The 20,335-nt window shown below is 64.7% G+C and carries 16 protein-coding genes; 12 read left to right on the top strand and 4 right to left on the bottom strand.

Translation table 11 applies throughout. The features are described from left to right. Positions 1-38 precede the first annotated feature (38 nt). The 3 genes from KUW00_RS03250 (at position 39) to KUW00_RS03260 (ending at position 4,003) form a co-directional block, all read left to right on the top strand. Entirely contained in the window at positions 39-1,394 is a 1,356-nt protein-coding gene (locus KUW00_RS03250) for a malonyl-CoA decarboxylase (protein ID WP_222568211.1), read from the top strand. Beyond that, the gene (locus tag KUW00_RS03255) at positions 1,391-2,914 is read left to right on the top strand and encodes a malonate--CoA ligase (RefSeq protein ID WP_222568212.1); all 1,524 of its coding nucleotides are present in this window, start codon (positions 1,391-1,393) and stop codon (positions 2,912-2,914) included. Before KUW00_RS03250 ends, KUW00_RS03255 begins: the two co-directional genes overlap by 4 nt. 189 nt (positions 2,915-3,103) lie before the next feature. Further along, a complete protein-coding gene (locus KUW00_RS03260; protein WP_222568213.1) occupies positions 3,104-4,003 on the top strand; it encodes an SDR family NAD(P)-dependent oxidoreductase in 900 nt (299 codons plus the stop codon). A gap of 13 nt (positions 4,004-4,016) precedes the next feature. Here KUW00_RS03260 and KUW00_RS03265 read toward each other — a convergent pair whose 3' ends face one another. After that, on the bottom strand, positions 4,017-5,327 hold the full coding sequence (locus KUW00_RS03265; protein WP_222568214.1) for a DUF2252 domain-containing protein: 1,311 nt from the start codon (positions 5,325-5,327) through the stop codon (positions 4,017-4,019). Between the two features lie 113 nt (positions 5,328-5,440). Here KUW00_RS03265 and KUW00_RS03270 point away from each other — a divergent pair, with 113 nt between their 5' ends. Together KUW00_RS03270 and KUW00_RS03275 are read left to right on the top strand one after the other, a co-directional pair. Next, a complete protein-coding gene (locus tag KUW00_RS03270; RefSeq protein WP_231498443.1) occupies positions 5,441-6,952 on the top strand; it encodes a DNA-3-methyladenine glycosylase 2 family protein in 1,512 nt (503 codons plus the stop codon). Continuing rightward, positions 6,936-7,469 carry a methylated-DNA--[protein]-cysteine S-methyltransferase gene (locus KUW00_RS03275; RefSeq protein ID WP_108131303.1) on the top strand — a complete coding sequence of 178 codons (534 nt, stop codon included), beginning with the start codon at positions 6,936-6,938 and terminating at the stop codon, positions 7,467-7,469. The genes KUW00_RS03270 and KUW00_RS03275 overlap by 17 nt, the downstream gene beginning before the upstream one ends. A 163-nt stretch (positions 7,470-7,632) precedes the next feature. Here the strand turns inward: KUW00_RS03275 and KUW00_RS03280 are convergent, their stop codons facing one another. Further along, positions 7,633-7,989, bottom strand: coding sequence for a DUF427 domain-containing protein (locus KUW00_RS03280; RefSeq protein WP_045992174.1), 357 nt, complete (start codon positions 7,987-7,989; stop codon positions 7,633-7,635). A 397-nt stretch (positions 7,990-8,386) separates the two neighbouring features. On the opposite strand from KUW00_RS03280, the gene KUW00_RS03285 reads away from it, so the two are divergent. After that, the gene (locus KUW00_RS03285) at positions 8,387-9,112 is read left to right on the top strand and encodes a hypothetical protein (protein ID WP_052704305.1); all 726 of its coding nucleotides are present in this window, start codon (positions 8,387-8,389) and stop codon (positions 9,110-9,112) included. A gap of 446 nt (positions 9,113-9,558) precedes the next feature. Next, on the top strand, positions 9,559-10,722 hold the full coding sequence (chrA, locus tag KUW00_RS03290; protein WP_308812407.1) for a chromate efflux transporter: 1,164 nt from the start codon (positions 9,559-9,561) through the stop codon (positions 10,720-10,722). 93 nt (positions 10,723-10,815) lie between these two features. Here chrA and KUW00_RS03295 read toward each other — a convergent pair whose 3' ends face one another. Further along, the gene (locus KUW00_RS03295; RefSeq protein WP_222568215.1) at positions 10,816-11,532 is read right to left on the bottom strand and encodes a DUF3581 family protein; all 717 of its coding nucleotides are present in this window, start codon (positions 11,530-11,532) and stop codon (positions 10,816-10,818) included. 258 nt (positions 11,533-11,790) lie between these two features. On the opposite strand from KUW00_RS03295, the gene nhaD reads away from it, so the two are divergent. The 5 genes from nhaD (at position 11,791) to KUW00_RS03320 (ending at position 19,006) form a co-directional block, all read left to right on the top strand. Further along, complete coding sequence (gene nhaD / locus KUW00_RS03300; protein WP_045991758.1) at positions 11,791-13,269, top strand: sodium:proton antiporter NhaD; 1,479 nt, start codon at positions 11,791-11,793, stop codon at positions 13,267-13,269. A gap of 259 nt (positions 13,270-13,528) precedes the next feature. After that, a complete protein-coding gene (locus KUW00_RS03305; protein WP_231498441.1) occupies positions 13,529-14,041 on the top strand; it encodes a substrate-binding domain-containing protein in 513 nt (170 codons plus the stop codon). Next, on the top strand, positions 14,010-15,230 hold the full coding sequence (locus tag KUW00_RS03310) for a hypothetical protein (RefSeq protein ID WP_231498440.1): 1,221 nt from the start codon (positions 14,010-14,012) through the stop codon (positions 15,228-15,230). Before KUW00_RS03305 ends, KUW00_RS03310 begins: the two co-directional genes overlap by 32 nt. After that, on the top strand, positions 15,230-18,091 hold the full coding sequence (locus KUW00_RS03315) for an EAL domain-containing protein (RefSeq protein WP_222568216.1): 2,862 nt from the start codon (positions 15,230-15,232) through the stop codon (positions 18,089-18,091). Before KUW00_RS03310 ends, KUW00_RS03315 begins: the two co-directional genes overlap by 1 nt. A gap of 105 nt (positions 18,092-18,196) precedes the next feature. Next, positions 18,197-19,006 carry a PEP-CTERM/exosortase system-associated acyltransferase gene (locus tag KUW00_RS03320; RefSeq protein WP_222568217.1) on the top strand — a complete coding sequence of 270 codons (810 nt, stop codon included), beginning with the start codon at positions 18,197-18,199 and terminating at the stop codon, positions 19,004-19,006. Positions 19,007-19,074: 68 nt separating this feature from the next. Here the strand turns inward: KUW00_RS03320 and KUW00_RS03325 are convergent, their stop codons facing one another. Next, positions 19,075-20,202: a DUF3541 domain-containing protein gene (locus tag KUW00_RS03325; protein ID WP_261391981.1), complete on the bottom strand. Its 1,128-nt coding sequence runs from the start codon at positions 20,200-20,202 to the stop codon at positions 19,075-19,077. Positions 20,203-20,335: the final 133 nt, after the last annotated feature.

Here is a 20,335-nt window from a genome sequence, read left to right on the forward strand (position 1 = left end):
CCGCTCCCACCTGGCCCAGCCCCGAGGAGATGTCCCCGATGAACTTCAGCTTTCTGCAGGAACTGTTCTCCAGTATCACGCAGCGTGACGCCTTGCTCAGACGCCGGGGCGATGGCCCGCCGCTGGAACATACCCAGGTGATCGACGCCTGTCGCAAGCTTCTGGAAAGCGATGGCGAGGCCTCCAGCATCGCCCTGGCCGGCCAGGCCCTGGACGGCTACAGCTGCCTCGATGAAGACGAGAAGACGCGCTTCTTCAAGTGCCTGACCGAGCAGTTCAGTGCCGATGCCGAGGCCGTCGACGGCGCCTACGAGTGCTACCGGGACAGTCGCGGCAATGTCGACCTGCAGCGACTGTTCGAGGCCTGCGAACCGCAGCGCCAGGAGCTGTTGCGCCGGCTCAACCTTACCGCCGGCGGCACCTATGAGCTGGTGCGCATGCGCGAGGACCTGCTGCCCCGGCTCAAGGCCTTCCCGGCGCTGGAGGCGCTCGATGCCGACTTCGCCCACCTGTTCGCGTCCTGGTTCAATCGTGGCTTTCTGGTGCTCAAGCGGATCGACTGGAACACCCCGGCGGCGGTACTGGAGAAGATCATCCGCTACGAGGCAGTGCACGAGATCTGCGACTGGAACGACCTGCGCAGGCGCCTCGACGCCCGGGACCGGCGCTGCTTCGCCTTCTTTCACCCGGCCATCGGCGACGAGCCGCTGATCTTCGTGGAGGTGGCCCTGACCAGGGGCATGCCCGAGCGCATCCAGCCGATCCTGGACGCCAACCACGAGGCCATCGAGGCCGAAGACGCCGACAGTGCGGCCTTCTTCGGCATCAGCAACTGCCAGGTCGGCCTGCGCGGCATCTCCTTCGGCAACTTCCTGATCAAACAGGTGGTCAAGGAGCTGAAGTCGGAACTGCCGCGGCTGAAGAACTTCGTCACCCTGTCACCGGTACCCGGCTTTCGCGCCTGGCTGGACGCCGAGCGCCAGGACCAACGCGGTCGCCTCGACGACGACACCCGCGCCCTGCTGGCCGAGCTCGATCAGGACGACTGGCTCGAGGACTCCGAGCGCAGCAAGGCCCTGGGTGAGGTGATCAAGCCGCTGGCCGCTCACTACCTCACCAAGGAGCGCAACGCGCGCAATCTGCCGCTGAATACCGTCGCTCGCTTCCATCTCGGCAATGGCGCCGAACTGCACCGCATCAACTGGCTCGGTGATACCTCTCGCCGGGGGCTGTCACAGTTCGGCTCACTGATGGTCAACTATCTCTACGTGCTCGACGACATCGAAGGCAACCATGAGCGCTACACCACCGAAGGCAAGGTGGCCTGCTCGTCTCAGGTCAGGGACCAGCGTCGTCGCGCCCGCAAGCACTTGAAGGGAGATCCCGTCACATGAATCACAACCTCTTTGCCACCTTTGAAAAGCGCATGACCGAGCGTGGCGACGCGCCCTTCATCACCACCCGCGAAGGCCGTGACTACCGCTACAGCGATGCGCTGGAAGCGGTGGCCAGGCTCGCCGGGGCGCTGGTCGCGCTCGGCGTGGGGCCCGGTGACCGGGTTGCCGTCCAGGTCGACAAGAGCCCCGAGGCGATCCTTCTGTACCTGGCGAGCCTCAAGGTCGGCGGGGTCTACCTGCCGCTCAATACCGGCTACACCAGCGAGGAGATTCGCTACTTCCTCGGTGACGCCGAACCCGCCCTGTTCGTCTGCCGCCCGGATTCACTCACGGCCGCCCGCGAGGTCGCTGCCTCCTGCGGTGGCGCCCGAGTCGAATCCCTGGGCACCGCCGCCGACGGTAGCCTGATGGAGGCCGCCGAGGCGGCCACACCGGTCACCGAGATGCTCGAGCGCGGGCCGGATGACCTGGCCGCGATCCTCTACACCTCTGGCACCACCGGCCGCTCCAAGGGCGCCATGCTGAGCCATCGCAATCTTGGCTCCAATGCCGAGTCGCTGGTCGAGGCCTGGCGCTTCGACGAGCACGACCGGCTGATCCATGCCCTGCCGATCTTCCATACCCATGGGCTGTTCGTGGCCTGCAACGTGATCCTGATGGCCGGCGCCAGCATGCGCTTCCTGGCGAAGTTCGACCCGGACGTGATCTTCGAGGAAATGGCCGAAGGCACCACCATGATGGGGGTGCCGACCTTCTACACCCGGCTGCTCAAGGATCCCCGCCTGACCCGCGAGGCCACCGCCCGCATGCGCCTGTTCACCTCGGGGTCGGCGCCGCTGACGGCGGAGACCCACGAGGCCTTCGAGGCCGCCACCGGCCACGCCATCCTCGAGCGCTACGGCATGACCGAAACCAACATGAACACCTCCAACCCCTACGACGGTGATCGCATCGCCGGCACCGTGGGCATGCCGCTGCCCGGCGTCGAGGTGCGCATCACCGACCGTGAGGGTGGCAACCATACGCCGCTGCCCCAGGGCGAGATCGGCATGCTCGAGGTGCGCGGCCCCAATGTGTTCCAGGGCTACTGGCGGATGCCCGAGAAGACCGCCGAGGAGTTGCTGGAAGATGGCTTCTTCATCACCGGCGACCTGGCCCAGATCGATGAGCGGGGCTATGTGCAGATCGTCGGACGCGACAAGGATCTGGTGATCTCCGGCGGCTACAACGTCTACCCCAAGGAGGTCGAGGGGCATATCGACGAGATGGACGGCGTCGCCGAATCCGCGGTCATCGGCCTGCCCCACCCTGACCTGGGCGAAGGGGTGACCGCGGTGGTGGTGCCCGCCGAAGGCGCCTCGCCCCAGGAGGCCGACGTCATCGCCGCGCTGAGCGACAAGCTGGCCCGCTACAAGCAGCCCAAGCGGGTATTCTTCGTCGAAAGCCTGCCGCGCAATACCATGGGCAAGGTGCAGAAGAATCAGCTGCGCGATCGCTTCAAGGACACCTATCGCTGAGTCCGGGACGCCTCTTCGGCGCAGCTCGACACTCGCTCTATCATCGGCGGCGCCCTGCGGGGCGCCGCCGGCGTATACCAGCACCTCCCGCTTCGGCATATTAGACGCCTGGCATCTATATCTTTTGACCAAGCGCGGCCCCGCGCACAGAGCGATATACTGATCACACCCTGTCCCGGAGATACCCCCATGCAGCCCATGGTGCGTGCCGCGGCCCTGACCGGCTACCGTACCCTGCTCGACGAGCAGGGTGTCGATGCCGACCAGGCGCTGGCACAGCGGCTGATACGCGAGGGCGCGCGGGTCACCCTGGTGGCCCGCAACGAACAGCGCCTGCTTGCCGCGCTCGAGACGCTGCGAGGCGAGTCGCCGGCGGCGGTGGTCGACTGTCGGGTGGCGGACGTCACCGATGAAACCGCGATGCAGGAGGCCATGGCCGCCATCGCCGCCGAAAGCGGCGCCATCGACGGTCTGATCAACTGCGCCGGGGTAATGCGCGAGGGTTACTTCGAGACACTGACCCAGCGGGACTTTCGCGAGGTCATGGAGGTCAACTACTTCGGCCCGCTCAACGCCACTCGGGCGGCGCTGCCGTTTCTGGCGGCCCAGGGCGGGCGCCAGCACGGACACAAGGGCAATGCCCCCGCGGCCTGGCTGATCAATATTGCCTCGGTGGCGGGCTTGACCGGGGTCTTCGGCTACACCCCCTACTGCGCCAGCAAGCACGCCCTGGTGGGGCTGACCGAGTCGCTCTACTACGAGCTCGCGCCCCAGGGCATCCGTGTACAGCTGGTGTGCCCCGGCGAGTTCGACTCGCCCATGGTCGACACCCTGGAACAGGGCCGGACGCCGGAAAATCGCGCCCAGACCCTGTCCATCCCCAAGGCCAGCCTGGACGCCATCGCCGACGATACCCTCACGGGACTGCACAAGGGTGACTACCTGATCGTGCCGACCCGCCAGGCACGCCTGGCCACCCTTGGCATGCGCCTGGTGCCGGGTCTGTCACGCAAGCTGATGACGCGGACCCTGGCGCGGGTCTATCGAGGCCCCACCCGCGAGCCGCTGGAGCCGGGCGAGCAGACCTGAGCCAGGCCAGGCATCACTGCCGATCCTTGCGTGACTGCACAAAGGTCTGATGGTCCTGGGCCACACAACGCGCGTAGCTGTGCGCCAGGGTGGTCACCATCTCGACCACCTGATCGAGGTGACCGTCGACCCGCCGGCCCACCGCCCGGGCAAAACGGCCCGGATCGTCCGGCGTCAGCGCAGCGGCGCCGCGCAGGTGCTCGCGAGCGAGGATGCCACCCCACTGCTTTACCAGCTGGCGATAGTCCTTGCCGCCCTTCAGCTTGTGGGTAGGAAAGTCTTCCTTGTAGGGCGAGCGCTCGCGCACCGAGAACACCTTGTCGCCCAGGTGCAGCCAGCCCAGGTAGATATCCGGGTGTTCGGCGATGGCGTGGAAAGCGGCGGCATGACGAATGCCCTCATGCGGGAAGGTCGCCTTCCAGGCGCGCTTGCCGGCCTCGCTCATCAGCACCAGTCCGGCCGGCCCAGGCTGCTCCTTGACGTCGAGAATGACATCGTCGTGCTCGTGGTCCTTGCCACCCTCGATCAGCACGTAGAAACGGTCCAGTCCCAGTGAACCGGTGCCCGCATCCAGACTCCGCGCGGTGTCCTTGATGCGAAAGTGCTCGTCCTCGGACTCGCTGCGCTCGCCTTTCAGGGTATCGCGATACTCCTCGTTGATGGCCTTGCGCAACTGGCTGTCCAGGTGGGCAGGCAGGTTGGACAGCTTGCCCTCACGCTCGAGCCGGCGGCCGTCATCGTCGAGCCGGGTCCACTTGTCGAGCATCTTGGCCCGACTCTTCTTGCGCTCGACCTTTTGCATGAACGGCTTGAGCGGCCCCTTGGCGCTCTCCACATTGACGTACCCTGGGGTCTCGCCTCGGCGATGGTCGGCAAGCTCCCGATGGTAGGCCAGCACCAGGTGCTTGAGACCACGGCGCAGCGCCTTGGGCGAAAGACCCTGATTGTCGTGGGCGTCCAGCACCAGACTGATGGCCAGGCGCCAGAGATCATACTGATAGTCACCGATCAGCGAGTCGTCGAAATCGTCCATGCCGTAGCGCACGTGGTCATCGTGGTGGCCATAGGCGCCGAAGTTGAAGGCGTGGGCGTCACCCTGCAACCAGGTCTGGGTGTCGACCTGACCGCCGTAGAGCGAAAAGCGCCAGTCATGCCAGACATCGGCCCAGTACAGATGATTGGTGCCTCGAAAGAAGGCGTAGGGCGAGGCCGCGATCTTGTCGAACTTGGCCTGCCGGTCGTCTTCCCTGAGACCGGTATTGGCTGCCTCGATGGCGTCAAGCACCTGACGCGGACGATTGTGGCGAGTCAAGGGTAGCGACATGCGGTTCTCCTGTGCGGGGGGGACAACGATCTTCCAGTGAGTGCCGATTTCCGCCATTGTGGGGACAAGGACGCGATAGACTTGTCCTCAAGCATACCGTCTGGGAGAGGGACATGCCTGCGCCGTCCGCCAACCTGAACGCCACCCGCCAGCCAGGCGCCCCGGGCCACGCATCAGGCGCCCGCGCATCCCACCCCATGACGCTTGACCTCGCGACGCTGCGACGTGCCCGGCTCAGCCGGGACCCACGCTTCGACGGTCGCTTCTTCGTGGCGGTGCTGACCACCGGTATCTTCTGTCGGCCCATCTGTCCGGCGCGACTGCCGCGGGAAGACAACGTGCGCTACTACGAAAGTGCGCTGGGCGCGCTCCAGGCGGGTTACCGACCGTGTCTGCGCTGTCGTCCCGACAGCGCCCCGGGCTCGCCTGCCTGGCAAGGTAGTGACACCACCCTCAAGCGAGCGCTTGCGCTGATCGACCAGGGCGCGCTGGATGGTGACTCGGTCGAGGCCCTGGCCGCACGGCTCGGTATCGGAGCTCGCCATCTACGAGGGCTGTTTCAGCGCCACCTGGGCATTTCGCCATCGGGCTATGCGCAGCATCGTCGCTGTCTGTTCGCCAAACAGTTGCTGCATGAATCGAGCCTGACCATCGGCGAGGTCGCGCTGGCCAGCGGCTTCGGCAGCGTACGACGCTTCAACGAGGTGTTCCGCGAGCGCATCGGACTCAGCCCCCGTGATATCCGCCGGCGCGTGTCGAGCACCAGCACGCGCAAGGACACAGGGCAGGGGCTCGGCCAGTGCCTGAGCCTGACCCTCGGCTATCGTCCCCCTTACGCCTTCGCCACGCTGCGCGACTTCTTCGCTCGCCGAGCGATCCGCGGTCTCGAGTGGGTCGGCGACGATCACTACGGCCGACGTTTCCGCTGGCGTAGCGCCCGTGGGCACTTCACCGCCTTCCATCAGCCCGAACGCCATGGCTTTCGTGTCGAACTGGTCATCGACGATCTGAATCAGGTGACCGGCGTCATCGCCAATATTCGGCGCATGCTCGACCTGGACGCTACCCCCTCATTGATCGACGCGACCCTGCGCGACGCGGCTCCCGTTCTGCCGCTGGTGGAAGGCCTGCGCCTGCCTGGGCTATGGTCACCCTTCGAGGCTGCCGTTCGCGCCGTACTCGGCCAGCAGGTCAGCCTCGTCCAGGCGCGCGCCCTGACCCAGACGCTGGTCGATGCCCTCGGCGAGAGGACCCCGGACGGTGGCTGCCACTTTCCGAGCGCGGCGTCGCTGGCAGGCTCGCCGCTTGCCTTTCTCGGCATGCCCGACAGCCGACGCCAGACGCTTCGACGCCTGGCCGAGGCGGTGGCAGGTGACGAGCGCAAGCCTCCGCACTGGGAGGACATTCTCGGCATCGGCCCCTGGACCGCCGGCTACGCCCGTCTAAGGGGCGAAAGCGATCCCGATGTCTGGCTCGCCGGTGACGCCGTGATTCGACGCGTCCTGTCCCCCCCTTCATTGGCTGGGGGCGACAGCGACATCGGCATCGACATTGACAAGGCCCGCCCCTGGCGCAGCTATCTGCTGCTGCAACTCTGGAGTCATGACCATGACAACGACCCTTGATCCCATCGCCTGTCTCGACGCCTTCGCTGGACTCGAGGTCTACCATCCGCCCGAGGTCGACGCTCTGGGAGCCATCGTCATCGCCGCTACCGCTGGCGGCGTCGCCCGACTCGACTTTATCGACATCGGTCGTGCCGAGACCATCACGGCTCGCCCCTCGGAGCACACTCGCGCCTGCCGCGAACAGCTTGATGACTACTTTGCGGGGCGACGCCAGAGCTTCTCGCTGCCGCTGGATCCCCTGGGCACCGACTTCCAGCGTCAGGTGTGGAAGGCGCTGTCGGAGATCCCCTTCGGCGAGACCCGAAGCTATGCCCAGATCGCCGAAGGACTCGGCCGCAAGGGAGCCCACCGGGCGGTGGGCGCGGCCAACGGACGCAATCCCATCGCCATCGTGGTGCCCTGCCACCGGGTCATCGGCAGTGATGGCAGCCTTACGGGTTATGCAGGTGGCATGGGGCGCAAGCAATGGCTGCTGGCCTTCGAGGCCCAGGAAGTGCCGCTGGAGCTGTGCTGACCAGTTCCTGGCAGCCTGACAGGGCTCTCTATCGTCAGGTGGCATGGGCCGCAAGCAATGGCTGCTGGCCTTCGAGGCCCAAGAAGTGCCGCTGGAGCTGTGCTGACCAGTTTCTGGCAGCCTGACCGCCTGACAGGGCTCTCTATCGCCAAGCGGCCCCTCTTCAGGATTCGACGCTGGCGGTCGCGACCCTGGGATCGAATACCAGGTGGGCGCGGATCGCCTGGACGCCATCGAGGGGTTGTTCGTAGCTCCACACCGAATCTTCGTAACGGCGGCCGTTGACCTCCACATGGAAGTAGCGAGCGTCACCCTTGAACGGGCAGTGGGTCCGGGTGTCGCTTTCTACCAGACGACTCATGTCGACGTCGCTGCGAGGCAGGTAGAGACGTGGCGGGTAGCCCGGTTCGGTGAGTTCCAGCGCGTGCAGGGTGTCGGCCAGGACCTGGCCTTCGACGTCCACTCTTACGCGGGTGGTCAAGGGGTAGATCGAGATTCGCTCCGTACGGGGGGTATCCATCGGCAGCATCCTCTGCGTGTCGGGAAGATGACGGTCTCGTCGAGTGCTGGCGAAGACCGAACCGGATTCCCGGGTGCCCTGCGCGGGCCCATTCCGAAGACCCCCGACGCCATCGCCTGCTCTCAAATTTCCATGAATCACAGTACCACGCCTGTAGAACACACTTTCAGCGTACTTTTTGCTGATTCAGCCTGATGCGCCGATTCAGCACAGCACTATCGCCCAGAGCTAGTGAGTGCTTATTAAGTGGTATCCGATATCCAGGTTTTTTATGCTAAGGACCGGGCGTGCGCTGAAATTCGGGCGTCGCTCTTGTCATGTCGTCCGTCCATTCGACTGCCCCCTCGTTCAACTGACCTGGTGTCTCATTCGCCCCGTCGCCATCCAAGGACATCCGATGCCCCCCTTCGCACGTACCTCCCTCATTCTGGCGCTTCCTCTGCTGACCACCGCCTGCGCCGGCATGTCCACCAGCAAGCCTGCCGTGGCCCAGCAGCTCGACTGGTCCGCCGCTCCGGTCTATTCCACCCTGACCCTGAGCGCCGGCTTCCAGCCGGATCCCCAGACCCTCGACGTGATGGCCGGCGGCAATACCCGGGCCAGTGTGGTCAGCGCCGACTGCGCCGGCTTCGTCAACGCCGAGGCTCCGGATGTGGACATCAACTACACCGCCGGCAGCTATCCGCTGAAGATCGCCGCCACCTCGGCCAGCGATACCACCCTGGTGGTCTACGACGCCAGCGGCATCTGGCACTGCAGCGATGACGCCGACGGCACCGATCCGGCGGTGGTACTGACCTCGCCCCCCAGCGGCAACTACAACGTCTGGGTCGGCAGCTACGATGGCAGCGGCCAGCTGGCACCCGCGACCCTGGTGGTATCCGAGTCGCTGTCCACCAGCAGCGCAGCGTCGGCCGGCGCCTCTGCCAGCGCATCGAGCAGCTACGTCGGTGGCGAGATCGAGTGGGGCGACGACGGCAGCCAGTGGAGCCACGACGGTGAGTGCGATGATCCTCGCTTCGCCGGCCCCGGGGTTGCCAGCGGCAATATCGAAGCCGATCGCTTCCACGACGCCAGCGACTGCCGCAGTCTGTACGAACAGGGCCGCCTCTACCTGCGCTAAGGCTTGGCTGAAAAGTGCCTGCGCTCGGTAATACGGCGTTAAAAATCGGCTTAAAATGCTCATTTACACCCCGTAAACTGCGCTTTCTCACCGATTTTTGCCTTGTCTAACCTTCGCTCGTCGACTTTTCGGACAGCGCCTAAGGCTTGCCTGAAAAGTACCGGCGCTGGCTGACTGGTGGGATGAGGCCCTGGCCGAAGGGCTAGTCGGCCAGACTGGAGATAGAGCGGAGATAGAGCGGAGATTGAGTTGAGATAGACTGGAGACAGAGCACAGACAGAGAGGGGGCATGACGCCCCCTGTCCATGCCACCTGCCTTCCGTTATCTCCTTTCATTTCACTGTCACCTCGAGGTGCCAGACTGGACTGCCACTTCTCGCGGTGACGTCATGGAACACAGCCCTCAACAATCGCAACAACCCCTCCGACAACAGCCGCGACGCCACTTGGATATCTTTCTGACCTTCCTTGGCCTCGGGCTGACGTCCTTCGGCGGTCCGGTCGCTCATCTGGGGTACTTCCATCAGGTCTTCGTCAAGCGCCGGGCCTGGCTGAGCGAATCCGCCTACGCCGAACTGGTGGCGCTGTGCCAATTTCTTCCCGGCCCGGCCAGCAGCCAGGTGGGGCTCGCCATCGGACTGATCCGCGGCGGCCTGGTCGGCGCCCTGCTGGCCTGGCTCGCCTTCACCCTGCCCTCGGCACTGGCGATGATGGCTTTCGCCTATGGTGCCGGTGCCATGGACGGCGCCCTTGGCGAAGCGCTGATCCACTCGCTCAAGCTGGTCGCCGTGGTGGTCGTCGCCCAGGCCCTGACCGGCATGGCCCGCAGCCTCTGCCCGGATCTTCCGCGTGCCGGGATGGCGCTGGTGGCGCTTGCCATCATGCTGGTCGTCGGCGGCATCGGCGCCCAGGTGGCGGTCATCGTGCTGGGAGCCCTGGCAGGTCTCCTGCTGCTGGAAGGCGCGACGCCAACGTCGACCGACGACGCTGGCGTGCCGGCACCATCGCTGGCGTCCTGGGTGAGTCCCGTTGCCCTGGTGCTGTTCGCGCTGCTGCTGGGAGGGCTGCCCCTGCTGCACTGGCTCTCGCCCAACGCCTGGACGACGCTGGCCGACGGTTTCTATCGCGCCGGCGCACTCGTGTTTGGCGGGGGCCATGTGGTGTTGCCGCTGCTGGACGCCGAGGTGGTCGGCCGCGGGCTGGTCTCGACTCAGGAGTTTACGGCTGGCTACGGCGCCGCTCAGGCTGTTCCGGGGCCGCTGTTCACCTTCGCCGCCTATCTGGGCAGCATTGCCGGCGGCGTGTGGGCGGGCGCCCTGGCGCTGGTCGCCATCTTCCTTCCCGGGGCCCTGCTGGTGATCGGGCTGTTGCCGGCCTGGCAACGGCTCGGCCGTCGCCCTCGCCTGAGGGCCGCCATGAGCGGTGCCAACGCCGCTGTGGTCGGGCTGCTGGGGGCCGCCTTCATCGATCCGGTGTGGCAAAGCGCCATCGTCTCGACCCTCGACGTGGCGATCGTGGTGGCAGGATTCGTGCTGCTGAAGCGGCTGCCGGTGTGGGCACTGGTGCTGGCGTTTCTGGCGTTGGGGCTGGTCAGGGGGCTGCTGGGCTAGGGCTTGGCGGGTACGAAGGGTGCCTGCCCATGAAGAAGGTGTCGCTCCCGACGCCGGCGATACCAGCAGCCGGCCGTCAGGTCCGGCCCGGACTCAGCAGGGAGTGCCGGCGTGATCCCGCTTCAACTGGTAGAACTGGTCGACGATGTCGTCCATGGCCTCGGCGTCATAGGGACACAGGCCACTGACCACCAGCTTCTTGCCACCATGACCGATACTTTCTCCAGCGGCGTCGATGGCGAACTCGAGGTGCACGTCACCGCGCTTGCCGATGACCTCCAGGCGGGAATCCAGCAGCCGTAACGCCGGCTCCAGCGCATCCAGTCGCGTCAGCGAAAAGCCCATGCTGTCGTAGATCACCAGCGGCCGCTTGGGATTGAACATGACACCGCAGTCTTCCATCAGCGGCTTCATGTAGTGAGGAAAGTTCTTTCCAGAAAACGCCACGTAGCAGCGCGTGAAGGCTTCGACGACGCTCTCGTCGAAGGTCGCCTCTCCGCGCCGTTCGACCTCCAGATAGCACTTGCCGTCATCGTCCAGCACCCGTATCACCCGGTCGCCTTCCTCGCGAAAACTGAGCGCCCGATCCGCCCCCACCATGGCGAGAAAGCGAAAGTTCATGTGCGGCGACAGTCCGAAACGCTTCAGCACCAGAGCGAACAACAGGTCGCCCGGTACGCAGAACCGCCGTGCGCCCGGTGTGTGAATGGGGTTGAAGTCGCCGGCTATGCACTTGGCGAAGCGGCTCGCCTGGTCAGCGGAAATCACGATGCGATCATCGACGCAGGAGTGGTAGTCATCAAGAAACATGGAACAGGCGCCTGGCTGAAACTGAAGATGGAGCTCCCGGAGGCTCTCCAGGCGAGCATGATGCCACAGAACCTGCCGAGATGAGCACCGCCGGCATCAACTAGCACAGATTCTTGCCCCGACAACCGGACAGGGCCTCACTACTCCTACCAAAGGTGCATTCCAGCGCGCCTTTGGCAGCATATTGCAGTGCAAAACGCTGTGGTAGTCTCGACGTCGATTTCTCCCTTTCTCATTCACTTTCAGGATGACATCGTCATGCATAATTATGACAACAAGAGGATACGACGACCGGGTCGCTGGCTCGTCCTCGCCGCTCTGCTGCTGATGGGGCTCACCCTGGCGGGAGCCAGCCAGGCGGTGACCGGAGAACTCGACCTCACCGGCTCCTTCGCCGGCTTTCTGGCGGTGGCCATCTTCGTACTGGCCTACGCCCTGGTGATGGCGGAAGAAAAGCTGCACATGCGCAAGTCCAAGCCCGTGCTGGTGGCGGCAGGCCTTATCTGGGCGCTGATCGGCTGGACCTACGTGCAATCCGGTATGCCGGATGAGGCCGAGCATGCCTTCCATATGACGCTGCTGGAATTCTCCGAGCTGATGCTGTTCCTGCTGGTAGCGATGACCTACATCAACGCCATGGACGAGCGCCGGATCTTCGATGGCCTGCGTTCCTGGATGGTCCAGAAAGGCTTCAGCTACCGCACCCTGTTCTGGCTCACCGGCGGCCTTGCCTTCGTCATCTCGCCGATCGCCGACAACCTGACCACGGCGTTGCTGATGTGTGCGGTGGTGACCAAGGTGGCCGAAGGTGACAAGCGCTTCATCAATCTCTGCTGTATCAACATCGTGGTCGCAGCCAACGCAGGTGGCGCCTTCAGCCCCTTCGGCGACATCACCACCCTGATGGTCTGGCAGGCCGGCCTGATCGAATTTCAGGAGTTCTTCGAACTGCTGATTCCCTCGCTGATCAACTTTGTGGTCCCGGCGGTGGTGATGAGCTTCTTCATCCACAATCGCACCCCGGACAGCCTCGAGGAGACGGTGGAGCTCAAGCGTGGGGCACGCCGCATCATCGTCCTGTTCCTGCTCACGGTGGCCACCGCCGTTGCCTGCCACACCCTGCTGCACCTGCCGCCGGTGCTTGGCATGATGACCGGACTGGGCTATCTGCAGTTCTTTGGCTTCTATCTGCGCAAGAGCCTGCCCAAGTCGCTGGATCGCAAGCGCACCGTCTATACCCAGAAGGGCGACTGGAAGAAGCTCGAGCAACTCGGCAGCGTGGTCCCCTTCGATGTGTTCAACCGGGTCGCCCGGGCTGAGTGGGACACCCTGCTGTTCTTCTATGGTGTCGTCATGTGCGTTGGCGGTCTTGGCTTCATGGGCTATCTCGGACTGCTGTCTGACGTGATGTACAACCAGTGGGACGCGACCTGGGCCAATATCGCGCTCGGTGTCATTTCGGCGGTGGTCGACAACATTCCGGTGATGTTCGCGGTACTGACCATGGAGCCAGAGATGTCCCACGGCCACTGGCTGTTGATCACCCTGACCGCTGGCGTCGGTGGTAGCCTGCTGTCGATCGGTTCCGCTGCTGGCGTCGCGCTGATGGGCCAGGCACGCGGCTATTACACCTTCATGGGCCACCTGCGCTGGGCCCCGGTGATCGCGCTGGGCTACGCCGCCAGCGTCGCGGCGCACCTGTGGTTGAACCAGGCCAGCTTCGCCATTCAGGGCTGAATCCCGGCCGTCCCTCTCTCTGCCATGCCACCTTCGCAAGCACCACATCGCCTTGCGTTGGTGGCATAAACTCTTTACTACCTCTCTTTTCCCCCACAGTGACTCACCTTAGGATAAGCTTGTTAATGCACAAGCTGGGCGCATTTGATGCGTAACGACATCTGGCTATCTACCTATAAAGAGCGTTTTTCTGCGGCCAAGCCCAAGAAATGCGACGTCGCAAGGAAGCCATGCAGGGAATCCGGAGCACTATGACACAGTGGATGCCACTCTCCAGGTGGCGATTGTCCTCCATCGAGGCTGCAGAGAGGCTGCGTTGATGCGTCGGTTATCTCTTCGCCTCCTGTTCTGCATCTGGACGGTCCTGATCTCCGGAGGGCTGGCCAGCACGGCTGCGTGGGGAAAGACCGCAGACGAGGTGGTGGTCATTTCTCATCCTGGCCTTGCCCTGAACGAGCTCGACCGCGATACCTTGCGGGCGATCTTTGCCATGCGCCTGCGCACCTGGCCCAGCGGGCAAGGCGCGGAGGTGTACGTCCTGGCCAGTGACGACCCCGTCCACGCCACCTTCGTCAAGGAATGGCTGTCTGTCTATCCTCACCAGTTGCAGCTGGCCTGGGACCGCATCGTCTTTTCGGGTACCGGGCAGGCGCCACATCGTGTGCGCAGTCAGCAAGACATGATCGACACGGTGGCCACCACCCCCGGAGCCATCGGCTACATCGAAAGGGAGTATCTGGATGAGCGCGTCCAAGCCATTGCCAGGGATTAGGTCGGTGGGTTGCCGCCTGGGGCTGCTGGCGCCTTCGCTGCTGGTGCCGCTGCTGCTGGTGTCCACCGCACAGGCGTCCCCCCTGGACACCTTCCAGGTGCACGGTTTTCTGAGCCAGGCGCTGGTGATCACCGACGACAACAACATGTTCGGCGACAGCAGCGATAGTGGCGGCAGCTGGGACTACACGGAGCTCGGCATCAACGCCTCCATCCGACCCACCGAGAACCTGCTGCTGGCCGCCCAGGCCCTGAGCCGGCGCGCCGGCGAGGTCGACAACGGTTCGGTGGAACTCGACTACGGTATCGTCGACTGGCAGATGCTGTCCGACCGGGATCGCACCTTCGGCATTCAGGTCGGGCGCTTCAAGAATCCCTTCGGCTTCTACAACCAGACCCGGGACGTGGCCTTTACCCGCCCCAGCATTCTGCTGCCACAGTCGATCTATTTCGACCGCACCCGTTCCCTGGGGCTGTCTGCCGACGGCGTCAGCCTCTACCACGAAGAGCGCATCGACAACGGCGTGATCCATGCCCAGCTGGGTGTCGGCCAGGCGCAGGTGGATGACGATGTGGAAGAGGTGCTGGGTCTCGATGTGTTACCCGGCTCCTTCGACGCCGACACCTCGGCGGTAGGCCAGGTGCGCTACGAACACGACGGCGGTCGCATGGTATTTGCCGTCAGCGCGGCTTCGGTCAAGGCCGACTACGATTCCCCCGGTGCCTTTCCCGGAGACGGCAAGCTCGATTTCCAGCCGTGGATCTTCTCTGCTCAATACAACGCCGAGCTGTGGAGCCTGACCGCGGAGTACGCGCTGCGCGACGTCAGCCTCACCGGCTTCGACGCCTTCGAGGACAACGAGAACCAGGGTGAAAGCTGGTACGTGCAATATCGCCGGCGCTTCCTCGACGACTGGCGCTGGCTGGTCCGCTACGACAGCCTGGTCAACGACCGCGACGACCGCAACGGCACCGACTACGAACGCGAAGGCCGTGGTCCGGCCCACTCCCAGTACGCCAATGACTGGACCTTCGGTCTACAGTGGCAGCCCCATTCACGGGTCATGCTGGCGGGCGAATATCACTATGTGGACGGGACCGCCTGGCTGCCGGTTCAGGATAATCCAGATCCTGAAGACACCGAGCGACGTTGGAACATGTGGCTCTTCCAGCTCTCGTTGAGGTTCTGATGCCGGTTACCAGCCCGTCACGCCCCGAGCGCCTTCGCCTGGGCCTCACATGGCGAGTGGTCACCCTCACCAGCCTTTTGCTGGTGGCGTTGGCAGTGCTGTTCACCTACCTGTCTCACACCAACCTGACACGTCAGTTCACCGCCACGCGCCAGGAGCAGATCGAGCGCCAGCAGCGTGAGCTCGAGTTCGCCATCCGCCGTTCGGAAAAAGGGTTGCAGCAGCTGGCGGGACTGATCGCGGCCTCGCCCGACCTGGGCCCTGCGCTGGAGCAGGGGGCCCCGCCGTCACCGCCCGAGGCGCTGTCCCCTGCGTTGGCCTCACTGTGGCCCTCGCTCCAGCTGGAGGCGGGTATCGAACAGATGCTGGTCTACGATGATCGCACCCGTGCGGTCATGTCGCTGGGGCTCGAACCAGGCCAGTCGCCGCCGCCTCATTATCGGCGCTGGGTGGAAAGCGTCATGTCCCGGGAGCTCCCCCTGTCGCCGCTCGAGTGCTCTCCCGAGTGCCGCCAGTATGCCGTGGTCCCGATACTGGCCAGCGGCGGCAGCGCAGGCACCCTGCTGCTGTCTCGCTCGTTGGCGGACGTCGCCCGCCAGACTCGCGAGATATCCACCAGAGAGGTCGCCCTGATCAGCGTCGATACCAGCGCCACCGAAGCCGCCTTTGAACCACGTCGACTGGACGGCTGGAAGGGACGGGTACAGGCGGTGACCAACGCCTCACAGAGCCTGCCGCTGCTGCACCAGGCAAGCCGAAAAGGTTCCCTCGAGGCATTGGCGCAGGAACCCCTGCGCCTCGAACAGCAGGGACGTCATCTCGAGCTTTCCGCCGTCCCGCTGACCTCGTCCTCCGGGGCTCGTGCACCCGCCTATTTCGTGCTGATCTCGGACATCACCACCCAGATCCATGCCATCCAGCTCGATACCCGGACCCAGATGATGGCCAGTCTGTTTGGCTGGCTGTCTGCCGAACTCCTGCTGCTGGCGATCCTGCTGCGTCCCATGGCTCGACTGCGCCGGGTGGCCTCGGTGCTGCCGCCGCTGGCCAGTGGTGGCTTTTCCCAGGCGCGCGAAGCCTTGCCGCTGGCGCCACGTCGCCTGCCGGACGAGATCGACGTGCTGGAATCCAGCACCCTGACCCTGGCCGACAAGCTCGAGCGCCTGCAGCGCCAGGTGGCTCAGCGGGGGGATGAGCTGGCACGTCGTATCGATGAATTGGCCAGGGAGCGGGACTTTGTCAGCAATCTGATCGATACCGCCCAGGTGCATATCCTCACGCTGGACGAAGAGGGGCGCATCGACATGGTCAACGACTACCTCAAGGACCAGCTCGGCTGCCCCTCCCAGGAACTGCTGGGGCGTCGTTTCGACGACATCTTCGGCGCAGGCCCGGGGGACAGCGAGCCCAGCCAGACCTTGCATCAGGAAGAACGCACCCTGACCCTTCCCGATGGGGAGCCACGCACCATCATCTGGTACCACAGCCCGCTGAAGAGCGGTGCCAAAGCCTCCCTGGCACGCATATCGGTGGGACTTGATATCACCGAGCGCAAGGCCGCCGAGGCCAGACTGACCTGGCTCGCCGAGCGTGATCCGCTGACCGAGCTCTACAATCGTCGCTTCTTCCTGGAGTCGCTGCGCAAGGCCCTGGCCCGAGACGAGCAGGGCGTGGTCATGCTGCTGGACCTTGACCAGTTCAAGGAAGTCAACGAGCTCAGCGGCCATCATGCCGGGGATCGCATGCTGCATACCGTGGCCCGCCTGCTGCAGCAGGAGTACGCCCACCGAGGGGTCATCTCGCGCCTCGGCGGCGACGAGTTCGCCCTGCTGCTGCCTGGGGTCGACGACGACCACGCGATCCGCGTCGCCCAGCACCTCAACCAGTTGTTCGAGAGCCTCGGGTTCGTCGCCGAAGGACGTCGCCACCGGGTCACTGCGAGCATCGGTATCGTCCCCTTCCCCACCGAGGGCGCCACCCCCGCCGACCTGATGGCCAGCGCCGACGTGGCCATGTACAAGGCCAAGGCCAGCAACCTGCAACGCTGGCACCTGCTGGCCACTCTGGAAAACGCCCGGGATGAGCTCAACGAGCGTGTCTACTGGGTCGACCGTATTCGCCGAGCCCTGGTGGAGGGTGACTTCGTGCTGATGGTGCAGCCCATCGTGCGGCTGGAGGATCGCTCGATCCGCCACTACGAGGTGCTGCTGCGCATGCGCGACGACGATGGCAGCCTGATATCACCGGCACGATTCATCCCGGTGGCCGAACATTCCGGCCAGATCGTGGCCATCGATCGCTGGGTGCTGCATCACTGCGTGCATGCCCTGGCGAGGCTCGAGGGCATCAGCCTGGCGGTCAACCTGTCCGGACAGTCGCTCCACGACGAAGGGCTGAAGCAGTACCTGGCCAACCTGCTGACGGTCAGTCAGGCCGATCCCCATCATCTGGTGCTGGAAGTCACCGAGACCGCCGCCGTCACCGACTTCTCCACCGCCCGCGGGGTGCTGCAGAGCGTCCGTGATCTAGGCTGTCGGACCGCGCTGGACGACTTCGGCGTCGGTTTCTCGAGTTTCCACTATCTGGGCCAGTTGCCGGTGGACTATATCAAGATCGATGGCTCCTTCATCCGCAGCCTGGCGACCAATCCCGACAGCCGCGTCATCGTCAAGGCGGTGTCGGACATCGCCACCGGCTTCGGCAAACAGGCCGTGGCGGAGTTCGTCGACCAGGAGGCGCTGATTCCGCTGCTGTCGTCCTACAACATCACCTATGGCCAGGGGTATCACCTGGGCCGTCCTGTGCCCTTCAAAGAGGTCTTCGCCTTCGATCCAGTGATCGACATCGATTCGGTAAACTAGTGCATATTGAATGGGTATTATCATAGACAGGGTGTACTGGTGCAGGGAGCCGGGCGCCCGCCGGGCCTTTGCGGCCCGGCTATAACAACACGGAGGTGATCCCCCATGCCAGCAGCAGACACCGAGAGGCCATCCCGGCAACAGCGCCTGCTGGAGCAGTTCGCCGACCAGTTCCGGGTGATCCTGGTAAAGACGGTCGCGGACAGGGAGCGGGTCTATTCGCTGCGCCATGACGTCTTTCTACGTGAGCTTCAATACGCCCTGCCAGGCGACAGTGACAAGCAACAGGAGCATGATGACTTCGATGAACAGGCCATCCACTGCCTGGTCGAACATCGCTCAAGCGGTCTGGCGGCGGGCTGCGTGCGACTGGTATTTCCCCCCGTCGATCGTCCGGATGACCTGCCGGTGATGAACGCCACCCGCAGCGTCTTCACGGCGCCTTCGCTACATCCGCGACAGCACGACGGGCGCCAGATCGCCGAAATTTCTCGCCTGGCGATCTCGCGGCTTTTCCGGGCCCCAAGCAAGGGCGAAGAAACGCTGCCGGTACAGTTTCCTCCGGAGGAACGCCAGGCATTTCCGTTGATCGTCACCGGCCTGTTCTTGAGCGCCCACGCCCTTGCCGGCCTGACCGCACGGCGACACCTCTACGCCCTGATGGAGCCTCCCCTGGCGCGGCTGTTGACCCTGTCCGGCTTTCGTTTCCAGCCGGTGAGCGACACCATCCACTACTGCGGTACCCGGCGTGCCTACTACATCGACAACGAATGCGCCGATCGCGAGCGCAATCCGCTGCTGACGCCGCTTTACCTTCGTCTGCACGAGTCACTGGGGGCCCAGTTGCCCGCCACCCGGGACCACCTCGACGGACTAGGGAGCCTGTGGCGCTCAACGTCGAGCTGCCGGGTATAGCGAGGCGTCGGTCGAGTGTCTGGCCTCTCGACCCGACCCTTGAGCGGACTTCCGACCCGGCCTCCAACTCAGTCCTCTGGCGACGTAGCCAGGGACCGCCCAGGCAGTCGGCAGTCACGCTCCTCGGAGATGTTCTTGAGGACCAGCCGGGGCCCTGAATACAACCGCCCGTCCCACCCCAGCGTCATGATCGCCAGCACGTTGCGATGCTCACCTTCGCCCAGATCGAACCCGCCGTCGGTAGCGGGCAGGATGCCCGACTGCGGATCCCGTCGTGCCAGCAGCGCTTCATGCAGCACCGCCACCAGCGGATGATCGGCCTGCCCTGCCAACTGCAGCGACAGCGCCACCTCGGCGATGATATCGGCCTTGACCTGCAACAACACCTCTCCCTGGCCGAGCAACGCCGCCACCGCCCAATCGAGCTCGCCGTCGGACAGCATCCGCTGGTAGTAGTGGCTCGCGGCGATGATGAAGTGGGTCAGGCCGTAGACCCAGTTGCGATATTCCGCCGGTGACAGCTCCTCGATCCGTCCGGGTGGATAACGGTCACGAAAGGCCCGGGCGAGTTCGCCACGCAGATCCACGATCCCCAGCTGGGCCAGGAAGGCGGCCTGGTTGGCCACCTGGGCGGCATACACCGACAGCACCTCGGGGTCGGTCAGAAAGGCCCGCCAATCCACTGCGCCCACGGCCTGCTCAAGCAAGCGCCGGTCAGCCTCGGAAAGTTGTCCAAGCAAGCCGTGGTAGCGGGCCTGGGCCAGCCGAAACAGGATGCTCCGAGGCAGCATCATGTCGACATGTTCCGACAGCATGGCCTTGCGCCGACGCTGCTTGGGGCTGGTCTCGGGGTAGGCCGCCAGCAACTCGCGATTGCGCTGGCGAAGCCGGTCACTGTCCGCGACGGTGAAGGCGTCACGCGCGAGCTGATCGAGCAGGCGTCGGCCGTAGGCATGATTGGCGCACAGGTAGGCAGGGTCACCGGTCACCCGCCACAGCCGCTGGGCGTAGTGGCGCTGCTTGTCGGCGGGAAGAAGGTCGAAGGAGGTTTCGTAGACGGCACGGATCTCGGCGGCGGCGCGTGCGCAGTCAGCACAGGCAGTCCTGACAGTGAGCGCCGACTCGCTGCCAGCGCCGGCCGAGACGCTGTGAGCACCCACCGATACGGCCAACCCCGACGCCAGCAGCAGCACCATAAGCACAGCCGCAGCTCGCGACCTCTTCCACAAGCGACAAACTGCACTGTCCATGCCATCTCTCCTGCCGGCGAGCAACGCCCGAGGATGGGCGTCACACCCGCAAGATAGATGCCTCCCGCCTGCCCGCGCC

Origin of the sequence: Halomonas sp. DP5N14-9 (assembly GCF_019802175.1) — a bacterium.
GTDB lineage: Bacteria > Pseudomonadota > Gammaproteobacteria > Pseudomonadales > Halomonadaceae > Halomonas > Halomonas litopenaei.

What these genes read in the sequence shown, in the direction of transcription:
- KUW00_RS03250 (WP_222568211.1), top strand. Translation starts at nt 39, where the DNA reads ATGAACTTCAGCTTTCTGCAGGAACTGTTCTCCAGTATCACGCAGCGT.
- KUW00_RS03255 (WP_222568212.1), top strand. Translation starts at nt 1,391, where the DNA reads ATGAATCACAACCTCTTTGCCACCTTTGAAAAGCGCATGACCGAGCGT.
- KUW00_RS03260 (WP_222568213.1), top strand. Translation starts at nt 3,104, where the DNA reads ATGCAGCCCATGGTGCGTGCCGCGGCCCTGACCGGCTACCGTACCCTG.
- KUW00_RS03265 (WP_222568214.1), bottom strand. Translation starts at nt 5,327, where the DNA reads ATGTCGCTACCCTTGACTCGCCACAATCGTCCGCGTCAGGTGCTTGAC.
- KUW00_RS03270 (WP_231498443.1), top strand. Translation starts at nt 5,441, where the DNA reads ATGCCTGCGCCGTCCGCCAACCTGAACGCCACCCGCCAGCCAGGCGCC.
- KUW00_RS03275 (WP_108131303.1), top strand. Translation starts at nt 6,936, where the DNA reads ATGACAACGACCCTTGATCCCATCGCCTGTCTCGACGCCTTCGCTGGA.
- KUW00_RS03280 (WP_045992174.1), bottom strand. Translation starts at nt 7,989, where the DNA reads ATGGATACCCCCCGTACGGAGCGAATCTCGATCTACCCCTTGACCACC.
- KUW00_RS03285 (WP_052704305.1), top strand. Translation starts at nt 8,387, where the DNA reads ATGCCCCCCTTCGCACGTACCTCCCTCATTCTGGCGCTTCCTCTGCTG.
- KUW00_RS03295 (WP_222568215.1), bottom strand. Translation starts at nt 11,532, where the DNA reads ATGTTTCTTGATGACTACCACTCCTGCGTCGATGATCGCATCGTGATT.
- nhaD (WP_045991758.1), top strand. Translation starts at nt 11,791, where the DNA reads ATGCATAATTATGACAACAAGAGGATACGACGACCGGGTCGCTGGCTC.
- KUW00_RS03310 (WP_231498440.1), top strand. Translation starts at nt 14,010, where the DNA reads ATGAGCGCGTCCAAGCCATTGCCAGGGATTAGGTCGGTGGGTTGCCGC.
- KUW00_RS03315 (WP_222568216.1), top strand. Translation starts at nt 15,230, where the DNA reads ATGCCGGTTACCAGCCCGTCACGCCCCGAGCGCCTTCGCCTGGGCCTC.
- KUW00_RS03320 (WP_222568217.1), top strand. Translation starts at nt 18,197, where the DNA reads ATGCCAGCAGCAGACACCGAGAGGCCATCCCGGCAACAGCGCCTGCTG.
- KUW00_RS03325 (WP_261391981.1), bottom strand. Translation starts at nt 20,202, where the DNA reads ATGGTGCTGCTGCTGGCGTCGGGGTTGGCCGTATCGGTGGGTGCTCAC.